Source organism: Mycoplasma sp. 888 (genome assembly GCF_035609225.1).
GTDB lineage: Bacteria > Bacillota_I > Bacilli_A > Mycoplasmatales > Metamycoplasmataceae > Mycoplasmopsis.
This window is the reverse complement of record NZ_CP141192.1, coordinates 138,609-154,172: the sequence shown is the minus strand read 5'-3', so window position 1 is coordinate 154,172 and position 15,564 is coordinate 138,609. Positions and strand designations below refer to the sequence as shown.

18 protein-coding genes are annotated in these 15,564 nt (G+C 26.1%); 3 read left to right on the top strand and 15 right to left on the bottom strand.

Going from position 1 to position 15,564, the window contains the following annotated elements:
• The first annotated feature begins 563 nt into the window (after positions 1 to 563).
• Positions 564 to 1,727: an IS3 family transposase gene (locus U5U50_RS00880; RefSeq protein ID WP_324673035.1), complete on the top strand. Its 1,164-nt coding sequence runs from the start codon at positions 564 to 566 to the stop codon at positions 1,725 to 1,727.
• A gap of 46 nt (positions 1,728 to 1,773) precedes the next feature.
• On the opposite strand, the gene U5U50_RS00875 is transcribed toward U5U50_RS00880, so the two are convergent.
• From U5U50_RS00875 to U5U50_RS00805, 15 genes are all read right to left on the bottom strand, one after another.
• Complete coding sequence (locus tag U5U50_RS00875) at positions 1,774 to 2,367, bottom strand: hypothetical protein (RefSeq protein WP_324673033.1); 594 nt, start codon at positions 2,365 to 2,367, stop codon at positions 1,774 to 1,776.
• Positions 2,368 to 2,535: 168 nt separating this feature from the next.
• The gene (locus U5U50_RS00870; RefSeq protein WP_324673031.1) at positions 2,536 to 3,270 is read right to left on the bottom strand and encodes a hypothetical protein; all 735 of its coding nucleotides are present in this window, start codon (positions 3,268 to 3,270) and stop codon (positions 2,536 to 2,538) included.
• Positions 3,271 to 3,475: 205 nt separating this feature from the next.
• Positions 3,476 to 3,784, bottom strand: coding sequence for a hypothetical protein (locus U5U50_RS00865; protein WP_324673029.1), 309 nt, complete (start codon positions 3,782 to 3,784; stop codon positions 3,476 to 3,478).
• A gap of 55 nt (positions 3,785 to 3,839) precedes the next feature.
• A complete protein-coding gene (locus U5U50_RS00860) occupies positions 3,840 to 4,100 on the bottom strand; it encodes a hypothetical protein (protein ID WP_324673027.1) in 261 nt (86 codons plus the stop codon).
• Positions 4,100 to 4,273, bottom strand: a complete 174-nt coding sequence (locus U5U50_RS00855; protein WP_324673025.1) for a hypothetical protein — start codon at positions 4,271 to 4,273, stop codon at positions 4,100 to 4,102. The genes U5U50_RS00860 and U5U50_RS00855 overlap by 1 nt, the downstream gene beginning before the upstream one ends.
• A 495-nt stretch (positions 4,274 to 4,768) precedes the next feature.
• The gene (locus U5U50_RS00850) at positions 4,769 to 5,521 is read right to left on the bottom strand and encodes an LEM-3-like GIY-YIG domain-containing protein (protein WP_416383401.1); all 753 of its coding nucleotides are present in this window, start codon (positions 5,519 to 5,521) and stop codon (positions 4,769 to 4,771) included.
• 441 nt (positions 5,522 to 5,962) lie between these two features.
• Positions 5,963 to 6,109, bottom strand: a complete 147-nt coding sequence (locus U5U50_RS00845) for a DNA cytosine methyltransferase (protein WP_324673339.1) — start codon at positions 6,107 to 6,109, stop codon at positions 5,963 to 5,965.
• 164 nt (positions 6,110 to 6,273) lie between these two features.
• Entirely contained in the window at positions 6,274 to 6,504 is a 231-nt protein-coding gene (locus U5U50_RS00840; protein WP_324673020.1) for a DNA cytosine methyltransferase, read from the bottom strand.
• Between the two features lie 178 nt (positions 6,505 to 6,682).
• Positions 6,683 to 7,285: a transcription termination/antitermination protein NusG gene (nusG, locus tag U5U50_RS00835; protein ID WP_324673018.1), complete on the bottom strand. Its 603-nt coding sequence runs from the start codon at positions 7,283 to 7,285 to the stop codon at positions 6,683 to 6,685.
• Positions 7,286 to 7,296: 11 nt separating this feature from the next.
• Positions 7,297 to 7,554 carry a preprotein translocase subunit SecE gene (secE, locus tag U5U50_RS00830; RefSeq protein WP_324673016.1) on the bottom strand — a complete coding sequence of 86 codons (258 nt, stop codon included), beginning with the start codon at positions 7,552 to 7,554 and terminating at the stop codon, positions 7,297 to 7,299.
• Between the two features lie 2 nt (positions 7,555 to 7,556).
• On the bottom strand, positions 7,557 to 7,706 hold the full coding sequence (gene rpmG / locus U5U50_RS00825) for a 50S ribosomal protein L33 (protein ID WP_324673014.1): 150 nt from the start codon (positions 7,704 to 7,706) through the stop codon (positions 7,557 to 7,559).
• A 103-nt stretch (positions 7,707 to 7,809) separates the two neighbouring features.
• Positions 7,810 to 9,810: an SGNH/GDSL hydrolase family protein gene (locus tag U5U50_RS00820; protein ID WP_324673011.1), complete on the bottom strand. Its 2,001-nt coding sequence runs from the start codon at positions 9,808 to 9,810 to the stop codon at positions 7,810 to 7,812.
• A gap of 1,043 nt (positions 9,811 to 10,853) precedes the next feature.
• Complete coding sequence (locus tag U5U50_RS00815; RefSeq protein WP_324673009.1) at positions 10,854 to 11,465, bottom strand: hypothetical protein; 612 nt, start codon at positions 11,463 to 11,465, stop codon at positions 10,854 to 10,856.
• Complete coding sequence (gene rlmB / locus U5U50_RS00810; RefSeq protein WP_324673007.1) at positions 11,459 to 12,223, bottom strand: 23S rRNA (guanosine(2251)-2'-O)-methyltransferase RlmB; 765 nt, start codon at positions 12,221 to 12,223, stop codon at positions 11,459 to 11,461. Before rlmB ends, U5U50_RS00815 begins: the two co-directional genes overlap by 7 nt.
• Before the next feature lie 7 nt (positions 12,224 to 12,230).
• Positions 12,231 to 13,463: a class I tRNA ligase family protein gene (locus U5U50_RS00805; RefSeq protein WP_324673004.1), complete on the bottom strand. Its 1,233-nt coding sequence runs from the start codon at positions 13,461 to 13,463 to the stop codon at positions 12,231 to 12,233.
• A 164-nt stretch (positions 13,464 to 13,627) separates the two neighbouring features.
• On the opposite strand from U5U50_RS00805, the gene argS reads away from it, so the two are divergent.
• The gene (gene argS, locus U5U50_RS00800) at positions 13,628 to 15,283 is read left to right on the top strand and encodes an arginine--tRNA ligase (protein ID WP_324673002.1); all 1,656 of its coding nucleotides are present in this window, start codon (positions 13,628 to 13,630) and stop codon (positions 15,281 to 15,283) included.
• A 17-nt stretch (positions 15,284 to 15,300) separates the two neighbouring features.
• Positions 15,301 to 15,552 (top strand): DNA-directed RNA polymerase subunit delta, encoded by a 252-nt coding sequence (rpoE, locus tag U5U50_RS00795; protein ID WP_324673000.1) that lies wholly within the window; start codon positions 15,301 to 15,303, stop codon positions 15,550 to 15,552.
• Positions 15,553 to 15,564 lie beyond the last annotated feature (12 nt).

The window sequence follows — 15,564 nt, the reverse complement described above, 5'->3', positions numbered from 1 at the left end:
TATTTTAATAGAAGAATTTAAGAATATTTTTAGCTAGTTTGTTTAATTATTTATAAAAATAATATCTAATTTAAATTAAATTATTAAATTTTGTAATTAAATTTAAAAATTGCTAATTTGTCAAAATAAACAATAAGAAAAACGTATATAACTCATTATAGTATAGTAAATATAGTTTATAGTAAAAGAAAGAATAATGCATAACAAAATGAGATAGTCAACCTAAATTTCGTTCTGAAATTTATACAATAAGTAAATTAAAAGACCTAAAAGGAAAACGTCTATTGATTATAATCCCCCCCCGACTGCCAAAGAAATTTTGTTTATAATCAAGAAAAAACATCAAAATTAATAGAATCTGCTCTTATGCGTATACTAAACTAAGACAAGAAAAGTAGACAGAAAATAAAAAACTGTCTACTTTTCTTGTCTAAACTGGGACACAAAATATGGACAAAACCGTATTTTGTGTTTTTTATATTAAGGAGTTATTATGAAACAACTAAAACAAGAACAATGACTAGAACTTTTTTTCAGACTATGATGATTATAAGAAGAGTTTAATGTCAAAAAATGATTTTGAAATTAAATATCTAGCGATAAGAGGTGTTAGCTTTTTTGACAAAAAATCTATATATTCGAAGAGGAATTTTTTAGAGAAATATAAAAGATATAATTTAGGAATGACAAATCTAATATCACAAACAGGTAAATCTCCTAAAAAAGGCAAAGGATCTGGGAGACCTAAAAAATTAAAAATTACACCAATGGATATTGTTAAAAAAGAATGAGAAAAAATGCCAAAAGAACAATTGATTGAAATTTTGGAAATTTTTAAAGATTCATTCGATAGGAATAACTTTGATGTTGATATATCTAAAATCAAAAAAACTTCTGTTTCAACTAGAAAATTAGCGATTATATTTAACAGATCAAAATCAACAATTCATAATTGAAAAAGCAAAGAGCAAAAATCTAAAACCAAAAAAATTGATCATAAAAATGATGAATTAATATTAGAAGCTTTTAAAAAGAATAAATGTATATTTGGAAGAAAAAGATTAGAAAATTACATCAAACAAAAATATCAGATTTTGCTTAATTATAGGACTATTGGCAGAATTATGAATAGATTGCAATTATATTGTTTAATTAGAAGAAAGAAAAAAGATAGAGAAAGAAAAAACACAAATGTTAAATTTGTAGACCTTGTAAAACGTGATTACAGCGGAAAAACCAACCAAATAATCGCAACAGATGTTACATATATTACAGCACCAAAAGATTGTGAAAACAATTTTGTTTTTTTGTCAATTGCCATTGACCACAAAAGTAAATTTATTGTAAATTACAATTTGTCAAAAATAAATGATTTAGATTTAGTTATGAAACACATGTCAAAAATAAAATTGAACAAACAATGAATAGCACATTCAGACCATGGTTTCCAATATTCATCTAAAGATTATTTGCAAACAATATCTAAAAATAATGGCATTGTTTCAATGGGGAGAGTTGGCAACTCTCTAGACAACAGAGAAGCAGAATATTTCTTTTCCATTTTAAAGTCTGAATGTTTAAAATTAATTGATATAACCCAGATAACTTTTGATGATCTTAGCAAAATAATTAATGAGTTTATTTTTTGATACAATAATGAAAGAATTCAATCAAAATTAGATTGAAAAACACCCCAACAACATTGAGGTGTTATTATGTCTAATTAAACCTTCTGTCCATTTTTAGTGTCCCAGTTTAGTCCTAGTTTATCTTTTAATTGTTTTTATTTAATCTTTTTAATAAATGTCCGTGATTTTCGATTAAGTCAATTTGTTTATTATTCTTTTCTTCATTGTATGAAACATCACTTCATTGGATTAACTCGATTATATGATTTACTGTTAAATCATCTTTTAAATTACTTGTATAAGGATGTTCTTTTTCAAAACTATCTAATAACACTTTTAATTCATTATTTCTTTGATAAGAGGTTTTAGAATTATCATTTAAAAGATTTATACCTTTATCAATTGTATTAAGATATTCTCTTTGATAATCTAAATACTCATTTTTAATATCACGATTATTACTTAATAATTTAATCATTTGAAAATCATTAAAGAAAGGAATTAACTTATTAACTATTAATTCTCTTTTTTCTTTTAAAGATTTTAAACTCTCTTGTAATTTTCCAACTTCTTTTTCAAGACTTATTTCATCTTTTTTACTTTCTTTTTCATTTTCCTTTTCTTTTTTGATAACTTGTTTTTGTGTTTTAGAACAAGAAATTACACTTACAGGTATTAAAGTGGCAACACCAATTGAGCTATTAAATAATCAAAATAAATTTTTCTTAATTTTCTTCATAATAATGATAATATAACACAAAATTATTTAAAACTAAAAAAATACTACTTTTATAAAAGTAGTATTTATATTATTTGTAAACTAGGACAAGAAAAGTAAACAGTTTTTTTATTTTCTGTCTACTTTTCTTGTCCTAGTTTAACCTATATTTTTTTATTATTGATTATTTTACTTTTGAATATCTAATTTTGCCCCAATGGCATTAGCATACGCTTGGTAAAGATCGCTAATATGAGGCACGTATTTTTGATCTTTTAGTGTTTCTTTATATTCTTGTGTTTTGGCTGTAATTAATGTTTCTTTAATTTTAGCAGCTTCTGTGATAAATCATTCTCTTGTTTTTTGGTTCATATTTTCTAATAATGATTTAATAGCTTTTAAAGCCACATATTCAGTTCTCATTTCACCATAATAAAGTGATGCGGCGCCAAGTTGTTGAGAAGCTAAATGGTATTCTTGCTTTTTAATGCTTTCTTGACTTTTAGCCACTGCTTCTTGGCTTAATTGTAATAGTGCTTGGAAATAATCTTTACCTAAATCAATTGTTATTTGATTATGTTTATATGTTTGGCTTATTTCTTTCATTAATGTAATTACCTTAGTTGTAAGTGGTAAGATTTTTTCATTTTGTAAGCTTAAAAGACTATGTTTAATTGAACCATCAAATTTTTCTAATTTAGTTTTAGTTTCTTTAAGTTCTGTTTTTGCTTTGGTTAATTCTTTTTTAGTTTCATCTAATTCTGTTTTTAATACTTCATCTGCTTTAATTTCTTTAACTTCGTCATTTAACGGCGTTTTTTTAGTTTCTTTAATTTCTTTTTTAACACAAGACATCGCTACCAAAGGTAAAGCAGCAGTAGAAAGCATAGATCCTAAAAGTAAATAACTTTTTTTAAATTTCATTTTTATCTCCTTCAATTGAAATATTTTTATATAAAATTATAACATGGTTTTGTTTAGTTTGTAATTTTTTATAAAAAAGATAATAATAAAAAGAAAGCATTTAAAACTTTCTTTTCTTTATCTACTTCTATCTTTTGATTTATTTAATTCTTTAACTTTTTGATTAATATGTTCTCTTAATAAATCTAAAATTAATATACTGATTTTAACGGTTTATTATTTTATTTGTTTTCCTTTTTAAATTTCTTTTTAAGAAAGTGATTAATTTTTCGTTATCATCTGTTTCATAATAATCAACAAATAAACTACGGTATTTTTCTATATCTTTCACAACTAAAACTTGATTGAAATGTTTTGATAGTAGTAAATTAGTAAAAATCATTGCACTTCTTTTATTACCGTCATTAAGTGGTTGTAATTTCATTAATTTACATTGCAAGGATAAGACACTATCAATATTTAAGTCATATAAATTATCTAAAATTAGATTATTAATTAATTCATCATTTACCACAGGCGGCTTATAAGAAGTTCCGGTAATTAAAACACTTTGTTTTCTAATTTTTCCATTATCAACAATAATTCTCTTTCCAATATTTTTTGTTAATTTTCATTAGTGTTAAAACAGGGAATTTTTCATTATATTCGATTTCATCATGAATTACTTTTTTATATGTATGATATAAATTTAAAACAATGTTTTTATTATAAAAATTCAAATTTAAATCATCTAAATCATCAACTAATTTTTTTGTTTGATCGATAGTGATATCAATATTTTCTAAATTAGATGCATAAGTAGTTAGTTCATAAATATATTTTTCAATCATTATCACTCCTTTGCAATTACTCAATCTCAAACATAAACATGATCATTAAAGTAAATAGTATTTTCTTGACAAGTGCGATTAGTCTTTAATTCTAAATAATCTTTAATGTTTTTAAATGCAATCAAATAATCCTTTTTAGGAGATTTACCTGTTTGTGATTCTAAATTAGTCATACCTAAATTATATCTTTTGTAATTTTTAATAAAATATTTTTTCACTTCTACGAATTTTTTATCGAAAAAGATAATTCCTCTGATTGAAAGAAATTTAATTTCAAAATCATTTTTCCAATTAATTTTTTTTAAATCTTGATAAATTGAAAAAAGTTCAATTAATTTATGCTGTTTAAATTGTCTGATATATTCTCCTATACAAAAAACACGAAATATGGATTCTCCATATTTCATGTTCCTGTTTACTTTGAGATTTGTCTAGGTTTTTTATTTTGTTTTCCAATGATTTCTTAGTTATCGGTTCTGGTGCAGCTGTTTTTTGAAAGAATAATCTTATCTCCTTTACATACAACCTTAACATATTGTTCAGTCTCGAAGCTTGCGACCCTTAAGACTGTCTTTTTAGGATAATGGTCGGAACCTAAGTGTAGCTGCTGCTACTCATTGATTGCTCGTATACTTTTAGTTTTCTTGCTATAAAGTTCCTTTCTACTCTTAATTCTTTGAGAATAAAACAGGAGATGCCATTCCTTTCTTGCAATATGTATCTGGGATTCTGGTATTGATATATTTCTTCCTTATTTCTTCTTCAGCGATTTCGCCGTCAAAAGCAAATCGTGATGATTTTTCATCTGGCGACCTATACCAATCTTTTATTTTATAGACTTCCTTTACTATTCCGTCAGTCACAGAAAATACATATTTATATTCTTCTACTGATCTTAGTTTTATTTTTCACTCTTTTCTTGTTGCCTCATATCTATAAGTAGTCGGAAATTCAGATTCTAATTGTTCCAATCTCCACCAACGGACTTTTATAATTAGATACTTAAAGTCAGTAGGTTCATCATAAGTTTTCATTGATAGTCTCATTTGAAGTTCTTTAGCGTTTGTAACTCCAAAATCCGAATGATGACCAGACTGGATATTTGACAACCCTTGGTACGCATCAATTAAAGCAGATTCTACTTGGAATGCTTCACTTTCTGTCAGATTCCACCTTTGTATGATGTGGATGACTTCAAGTCCAGCCTCTCTGATGCTTTGTATTATTTTGAATTTATTTGGATCTTCTTCATTAATTCCTTTAGCTCCATCATAGTAATCGATAACACACTTCACATGCTGAAACACTCTGTTGCCTTTTCCTTTTCCAACATAAAATGTCTGCCCGTTTCGAGGATCGATTAATCTATAAACATAATATTTTAATTGTTCTGCAACTTCCTGTGAAAACTCACTAATCATATTCAGTTTCCTCCTATCGATTTTTATATCAGATAAAATGGTCAAACTTCCTCTTTCTAAAAGGAACAGTTATTCCAAACTCATCAAGTTTATTTGTGATGAAATCATTATAAGATTTATAGTCATATGTATTCACTCAATGCTGGACATTCGACTTATTTATATCTTTTATATCTTTGAACATCTTAGGTAATGACTCTTTCAATATAGTATCCAATATTGAATAATCATCCTTACCATAAAGATTCTTGTTGTGGTAACAGGAATACTTGGATGCAAATGAGAACAGATTAATCTTTTCGTTAGCTCTAGCAATAGTCGCTACAACTTTCGGATCGCTGTTTTTAATCCTTTCATCAATATTTGGAATAGACGATATTATTTCGGCTAATTCAACAACACTGATAAATCTTTCATATCTAGAAATATTTGTAACTTATATTAATCATATCTTTTCATATTTTTTAAAACTTTGATCATTTTCTTTCCAACACTTTTGGCTAAGTTTACTTGGACTGCATTTCCAATTTGCTTACATTGATTTGCAATTGATCCTTTAAAAGTTCATTCATCTGGAAATGATTGAATTCTTGCAGATTCTCTAATTGTAAGCGGTCCGTTTTAGAACGGACGGCACCTGTCTGTTTGCTTCATCTGAGAGTTGCTAAGATAATTAATGATGGTTTATCAAGGCTTAATCTTCTTAAAATACAAGTTCTTCCTCTATATGAATCTCAACCGGATTTCATATATTACTTTGTTATTTTCTCAGGTATATCTCTTCAATATCCACCTGGTAGGACAAGTGAGGAAATAGCTTCTTTTTCCTTAAAATATTTAGCGCATTCACTAGAAAGAACATCTAATAAAATATCTCTTAAAATAGGTTTAGGATACTGTTTATTCGGGAAGTGAAAATTAATTTTGTCAACTAAATCATTACGAATTCCGATTAAAATTAATCTTTCTCTTTTCTGAGCCACATTATAATCTCAAGCATTTAGAACTTAAGATATCAAATTCAACTTAAAAGAAATATTAAAATTAGACTTTATTACTTATTAAGCAATTGTTTAATTAGATAATAAAGTAATTCTTTATGCTTTTATTAAATTTTGAATAAAAAAGAACAGCTAACACTGTTTAATTACTCTAAAATAATTAATATTCTGTTGAATGTTCTAATGAATCGATGCTTAATTCAACAGAAGTTCTTTTTCCGAATGATTCAATTTGAATTGTAGCGATATTTGCGTCTAAGTTTAATGATTTAATTGGGCCAATTTCACCTTTAAATGGACCATCTAAAACCACAACTAAATCATTAACTTTAAGTCCTTGTAAGTTTTTACCTAAGTTAAATAAGTGTGTAGCTTCTTCAGCAGCTTTTTCCATTTTTCTAATTTCTCTAGAAGAAACAGGTGTAGGTTTTGCTCCTTTACCAGATGATCCAATGATACCTGTAACATTTTGTGTGTTACGTACAATGTATCAAGCTTCATCAGTCATATTCATATTTGCAAAAATGTATCCAGGGTAAAGATTTGTGTATTTAACTTTGTATTCTTGACCTAAACGTCTTTTTTCTAATTCTTTAGCTGTTAAGATAGGTTTTTTAAAGATTTTAAAAGCGCCATCTTGTGTTGCATATTGATTAAATGATTCTGCAACATTTTCAGCAATAATACGGTTATTTAAAGCTTCAATAACTTGTTCTTCTTTTCCTCTAACAGTAGAGATCATGTATCATTTAAAATTATTCATAATTTACCTTTCTAAACTGAACCAAATACTTCTCATAATTTTGTAAATCCAATTGTTACTGCATAAACAAATAAAGCAAATATAGCTGTAAAAACAAGAATTTTAACAAGGTTTATTCAATTTTGTCTTGGAGTTGCTCAACGAACACGTTTAATTTCTTTAACAGTCTTTCTAAAAAAATAAATTTTATTTCTGCTTTCAAATCTGTCTTTTAAAGACATTTTTCCTGTTTCAACTTTTCTAATTTTTACTTTCTTATTTTTTCTCATAATTAAACTTCTTCTTTGTGAATTGAGTGTTGTTTGCAATGAGGACAATATTTTTTGATTGCTAAACGTTCTACATTTCCAGCACTTTTAATTGTCACGTAATTTTTCTTTCTGCATACTTCACATGCAATTGATACCTTGTTACTTTTCATAGTGTTTTAATTTTACCACAACATTACAATATACATTAAGTAAATGAATGCTATGCAATAGGTTTAATCGAAATTATTTACATACATAAAAAAACATAACACATTACTTTCTTCATCTAAATATTGATCTCACTTTTGCAAATGCTAAACGCACTCCTAAATTAACTGTTGGGGATAAATTGCCTCTAACTAAACTTAAAAATAATCTATTTCTAAATTGATTCTTAATAATAAGGCTAATAAGCATAATGTTGTTAGAACTAATAAGTTTCATTTTTGGTGTTTTTAGTATAAAGTTAATTGTTTCATTAATGATTTTATTTTGCATTTTAGTCATATTTAAGTTGCTCAATAACTTATCTACATATCTATCAAGAGCTTCAAAATCTTTTCTTGAGAGATATTTATAATCAATCTTGCAATAGGCTAAAATGAATTGAATTAATTCATCTTTATCAGTGAACAATTGTTCTAAAACAATGTTAAGAAACTTAAATGATATTTGTTTGATTAGCTCTTTGTTTTGAATAATAAAACTATTAAAGTAACTTTCGAAGCTAACAAAATTTGAACTTGATAAAAAGTAATCTTTAAAAATAATTAAAAATTCATCTAAATCATTTTTTACTAATGAAAAATCTAAATTAAACTTATAATCAATCTTTTTAATATCAATTGGAATCTTAATAAATTTTCTTTTATTTAACTCTCCAAGGATAAAATGAATTAAATCAATTATCTCTTCTTTAAAATTAGGGTACTTTTCAAAGAATTTTTTTGTTATATCAAACAATGTTTTTTCATTTGAGACTAAAAAGAATTGTCAAAACTTATTAAGGGAAATGTTTTTGTTTCTAGTAAAGAATTTTTCAACATTATCAATCAATGTAACAAACTCTTGATTATTAGCTAAAAAGTCAATTAATGTATCTGTGAATTTCAGTGAAGTGAATTTATTTTCAATATATTCAAGTACGTTTTCGTCATGGAAAATCTTACCAATGAGCGACATAACATTCTCATTTAAAAGTGCGCTGAAATTAAGAGTGATATCTAAACCTTTAGTTAGTTTCTCATTAATCAATGAATTGCTAATTGTGCTTATATAAATTCTAATTAGTGAACCTTCTAGAACGCCTAATTCTTTGTATCAAGTTTGAATAAGCTCAATAATTTTGTTATCCGGGTATATTGGAATGCTTCTAAATTTAGTTCAAGTAAATTTATTTAAATGATGCTCTTTAGCAAAATTTAAATAAAGTTTCTTACCAATGTATTTATAACATTTCTTACTGCAATGAATATCTAAAAACAACTGATATCATTTACGTTCATTTCTTAAACATTGTTCAAAGTCAAATATTTCAACATATTTAGTATTTGTTGCTGTTGAAACTTCTACAAAAATATTCTGAAATACCTTGTATATAGATTTAAAAATAGAATAACTCTTGTTTAAAAGATTATCTTTGTTTTTGAGAATCAACTTGTTAAGCACAGGTAATGAAGCAATAGGATAATCGACTAAATAGATTTTGCAATTTGTATTAACTTCTTTAATTTTGTTAACTAAAACAATATATTCATTAATGATTTGCTGTGTTGTACGCTTAACATTTTCCAATAAATCATCAATTTGTTTATTTTGAAGGTAGTAATCTTTTTGAGACATTACTTCAACTAAGTCTACATAGGAAATACTGAATAAAAATTCAATTCCACTAGAGTTTATAAATAAGTAATCTGCTTCCTTAATTTCTTTTAAATATGAATCAAAATCATAATTAAAATAAGTGTGATTAAATTTTTGAGCTAGAACTTTATTTATGTGCATTAACTCTCTTGTTTCATCCGTAAAGTTTTCACCAGAAACGATATTAATTCAAGTACTAATCTTGCTTGCCGATAGACCTAAATTGCTATATTTAATGTCTAAATTTCTACCAATATTCTTCTGAATTAATTCAATGAAATAGTCTGAATAAGCATAACCTGGTTCATCTAAATTTCCATATGTTCCAGTTCCTTGAGATAAATCAAAACCTTGCGCTATTGAGTCACCAATAAATACAAATTTTTTATTTCTAAAATTACGATTATTCATATTACTAAAATATTAGCACATAATATAAAAAGATAAAATTTACAAACAGAGGATATGAAAACCACTTAACTTAAAAAGTTAAGTGGAAAATCTAATAGACATTCTAAAAAATTAAATAATAAAATTAAAGAAAGATGTTTGACATTTAACAGAAAATGTCTAACTGATGAGAGAAGAAGAAAATAATGAATTTCGGTTCATTTAGAACCAATTTTATATTTCGTATTTAATAATAAAGTCTTATATTGAATAAAAGTCAATAAATGGATCAATATAAGAAAGTCAAATACTTTTTAAATGTTTAGAAAGGAATAATCCAACAAATGAACTAAAAACCATATTAAATTTTGTTTAAAACACTATAAAAATTTAATGAAAATCAAAGTGAGTAATGAAGAACATAAACTGGAAAGTGAAAAAAAAGTTCAGTCTTCACAACATACAAGAAGATAACTGTAATTTTGAGAAGTACCCAAAAATTTACACTAATAAAAATAAAAAGCAACAAGAGAAAACATATTAATCAAACTTATGAATTTTCCTTAACCCATAAAACTTAAATTCAAGTTTAATTAATTTTAACCATCTCAAACACTTCCCCAAGCAACCGAGATGATAAGTTTTCATAACCTAACACTTACCCAATGTTATTAATATGCAAGAATGAATAATTATTGGAAATAAAATCCAAGTGAGTTTACCTAAAATATGGAAAAATCATAGATAGAATCAAAAAAACGTCTATACATGCATATTTTGTAAGTGAAAATAAGTGAAAAAATAAAATAAATATAGATGGGACAAAATCGCCAGAGAGTAAAAACGATTTGTCACAAAAAATTATAAAAATAATGGAGCAACAAGCAAAATATAGCTTGTTTATAAAAAACGTTAAAAATCAACACAAAATAATTTGAAAAATTTACTGCGTTTTATACAATAAAAAAAATTTCCTAAACTTATGTAAATATACTATAAATATATATGAGAAAGAAGAATTAAAAATTTGGACATATAAGTTATAACATAAGCTCTATTTAACTTTATATCAATGTAGTAATAAGGTTATTTGAACAAATAATGTCAATATCAATTGATGAACCAACGTTTAAATCTGTTGTTTTCATAACTGAGTGTTTCTTTTTATAACTACTATTTAAAAAATGATTTCTTGAGTGTATTTTTTGAGTATTAATTTGATAATCAAGTTGTTTTGTACTACGTGAGTTATCAACTACACTATTTTCCATGTCTATTAGAATTTTTTGTAAATTTACCCTTTTGTTAGCAATACCATCATCAAAAATATATTGAGAGTTAATTTCTGAGTGGAAGAAATTCAGAGTATTTAACTTTAATTTATTTCAAATGAATGATTCGAAATGAGAATAGGATTTAAAATCCATACGAAAAACTTCTGAAGAAACTTCTAGAAAAATTCCTAAAAATTCATGAAGTGTAACATTTTTAATTTCTGCTAGTTCAATAGATACCTTACCAAAGACTCAACTAACTTTTCTAGATAAAACATCTATTGACTTGCTGTGCTGCATACTAAAAGCAGAAATGATTTTTGAAACTGAATAATACTTGTCATTTTCGAGTTTCAAAAATTCAGAGAGAAACTTATCGTTCAAATGATATTTTCTTATCATTTAGTTAATGCATCGAACACAATAATACCTGTTGCTACTGATACATTTAAAGATTGCACATTCCCCCTTTGTGGAATATAGATTGTTTGATCTGTGACTGAAAGCACACTTTTTGATACTCCATCACCTTCGTTACCCACAACTAAAATTGTAGGTCTGTCATATTCCACTGTTGTGTATGGGAGAGCTTTTTCATTTAATACAGTTGAATAAACTCAATAACCTCTTTTTTTGAGTTGAGTTAAAGCTGCATTAAGACTATTAACTCTGTAAAAATTCATATTTACAAATCCACCTGATGAAACCTTTAATACAGTTGAATTAATTACAGCTGCATTATCTTTAGGGAAAATAATATGCTTAATTCCCCCAGCATTTGCTGTTCTTATAATTGCACCAAAGTTATGTGGATCTTGAATTTTATCTAACACAAGAATTGGCGAATTATCCTTATGCAATCTTTCTAAATCGTCAAGTCCCTTGTAATTAACAGATTTTAAGATTGCTTTAAAACCTTGATGGTTTTCTTTTGTTTCTTCATCTAAAGTTTTCTTATCAGTGATAACAATTTTTATACCCCTTAAAGTGTTATCACCTTTAAAATACTTTAAACTTCCTTCATCAGTTATGTGTATTTCAGAAATATCTAATTTGTTATTGACACAGTCAATAACGGAATTTTTCCCATACACAATTAATTCTCCCACTTTTTTAGTGGTCATATCGTATTTTTTTTGTTTTTCGTGTAATTTTTTCATATTTACCCTATATTAAATTATTTTCAATCAATTCGTTTCTTAATTTGTCAGCATTTTGATAATCTTTTTGAGCTAAAAACGCTTGTCATTTTTGATAAATTGGAACATATTTTTTGTAATCAAATTTCTTAAATCCAAAACCTAAATTATTAAAAATATATACTAATGTAGCTATGTCTAAGGTGTTTTTGTCTTTATTAATATTTTTAATTAGATCATTAATAAGTTTATTAAAGTCAGAAAATCTCTGTTCAAAAATATATGTGAATGCTTGTTTAGCTAATTCATTGTTAATTTGTGAATTGTTTTGTTTGTTTAACCGTGCATTTAAGAAGTAAATTTTGCTAATTTTCTTGAAAGTCACTTCAACATTATTAATTAAATTCTCATCAATATTGATCAAACCTGTAAATGAGTTTAATATTAAAATCATTTTAAAATAATCAGCTGAATATTTTTTAAGAAAGTCAGAAGCTAAAATTACGTTTTGTAATGACTTAGACATCTTAATTCCATTTAAATTAATTTGACCTGTTCTTAATCATTTACTTGAAAGCTGTTTTTGATTTAAAACATAGAATTGAATATTTTCATTTTCATGGTGTGGGAACGTTAAGTCCATCCCTCCTCCGTGAATATCTAAACCAGAATCTCCAAAATGTTTTTCAATTAAGGCAACGCATTCTGTGTGTCATCCTGGCCTACCTTCGCCAAAAGAAACATTGTATTTAACACCCTCAGTTGTATTTTTTCATAAAGCAAAATCAGCAGGTGATTTTTTATTTGAAGAAAGTTCGCTATCTTCAAATTTCATGTTTTCAATTTTTTGATTTGAAATAATACCATAGTCATTTTGGTTTTTTATGACATCAAATCAAACATTACCTTCATTATCTAAATATGCATTATTTGATTTGATTAATCTTTGAATGAAGTTATCAATTAAATCAATATTTTCGGTTACGTATTCAATGACAGTTATAGTGTCAACATTGAATTGTTTAAGTAAATCTAAATATAAATTACCATACTTTTCTGATACTTGAGTTTCTGAAACACCTTGTTCTTGGGCTTTTTTGATAATTTTGTCATCAATATCAGTAATATTATGAACAAATTTATATTCAATTCCTAGTTGCTTTGCAGCTTTTAAAATTAAGTCCATAGTTACAATAGGTCTCATATTTCCTATATGAACATCGTTGTAAACTGTGGGTCCACATACATATATTTTTAACATATTGTTATTATAATAAAAAATAATATTTAATTACCATTTTATATAAGCAAAATTAACTTTTATAACTATGTATAAGGCACGTAAAACTAGTTGTTTCTTAGCTATATAAAAAATATTTTTTAATATAATAGATATATAAAATATATCTATAAATAAGGAGGATTATGACACTAAAAGAACAGTTAAAACAAAACATTATTGACGCAGTTATAGAGTTACAAAATGAAGATTTTGTTAATAAGGATCTTAATGTTAAAGATTTAGTTTTTAATATTACTCAACCTAATGTTCCTGACAATATTAACATTGATCAAGTTGTTTATGACTTTAGTACAAATATTGCATTTATTTTAAAAAATCATTGTACTGTTAAAAATCCAATTGAAGTAGCAAATAAATTGGTTGCTAAAATGTCAAATTCAAATATCTTCCAAAAAATAGACATTGCTGTACCTGGATTTATCAATATTGTTTTAAGCAATCAATTATTTTTATCAACAATACAAAACATTAATTTAAATCCAACGAAATATGGAGCTGACTTTATTAATAAAGAACATGTTAATGTTGAATTTGTTTCAGCTAATCCAACAGGATTTTTGCACGTTGGTCACGCTAGAGGCGCTGCTTACGGAGATTCTTTAATTAGAATTTTAAGACACGCTGGTTACAATGTTGAAGCTGAATATTATGTAAATGATGCAGGCAATCAAATTAATGTGCTTACAAATTCAGTTTATGTAAGATATCAAAACTTATTTGGTATTGATGCACAATTACCTGAAGATTGTTATAGAGGCCAAGATATAGTTTGATGTGCTACAAAAATTAAAGAAAAATATGGTGATTATTTCTTAAATGCTGATGAAGTTAAATTAAGTGAATTATCAACTGTAGCTAAAGATATTATGCTTGAAAAAATTAAAGAAGATCTTGGTAGATTAAATGTTTCATTTGATACATTTTCTTCTGAAAAAACAATTAAAGAAGATGGTTTAATTGAGCCAGTTCTTAAAAAATTAAGCAAATACACATACACTGAAGATGGTGCATTATTCTTGAAAACCAAAGAATTTGGCGATGATAAAGACCGCGTGCTTATCAAAGCTGATGGAAATTACACTTATTTCTTACCTGATATTGCTTATCACGAACTTAAGTTCCAAAAGTCACCTAAACTTATTAATATTTGAGGTGCTGATCATTCAGGATACATTCAAAGAATGAAAATCGCGATGCAATGCTTAGGTTACAATTCAGACAATTTAGATATATTAACTATTCAATTAGTAAGATTAATCAAAGATGGAGAAGAATTTAAAATGTCTAAAAGAGCCGGTACAGCAGTTACTTTGCAAGATCTTTTAGATTACTCTTCAGCTGATGCAGTTAGATTTATGATGCTCATTAGAGAAATCAATAATAAATTTGATTTTGATATTGATGCAGCTAACTCATCTGATGTTAACAATCCTGTATTTATAGTTCAATACGCTCACTCAAGAGCTGTATCATTATTAAATAGATTAAAACAAGAAGAAGTTAATGATCAAATTAACTTTACAAACAAAGCTAAAAAACTTATTATTGAATTAGACTCATTTCCTGAATTAATTAAAACAATTGTGTCAACTTCTAAAGTCAACTTATTAACACAATACTTAATTAATTTAGCTAAATCATTTAACAGTTTTTATGCTGAAACTAAATTATTAGGTCACGAAGACGAAGGAACATATGCTCACCTTATCAAATCAGTTCAAGCGATTTTAGCTCTTGGACTTAACTTAATTGGTGTTTCTGCACCTTTATCAATGTAATTAAAGGAGAATTTATTATGTACAAAACAATGTTAGAAATCGCATACGAATTAGTATCATCACGTCCAACAGACGAATTTGCATTTATGGAAATCTTTAACACTGTCGAAGACGAGTTAAGATATGACTGAGAAGACAGATTCGTTACAATGAACACACCATATGAAAAAGTTAGAGAAAGAAAAATTGGTGAGTTATATCGTTTATTAACAGTTGATAAAAGATTCAACAGACTTGCAAATGGGAACTGAGAAGCAAGAAATATCTAATAAGTAGGTTTT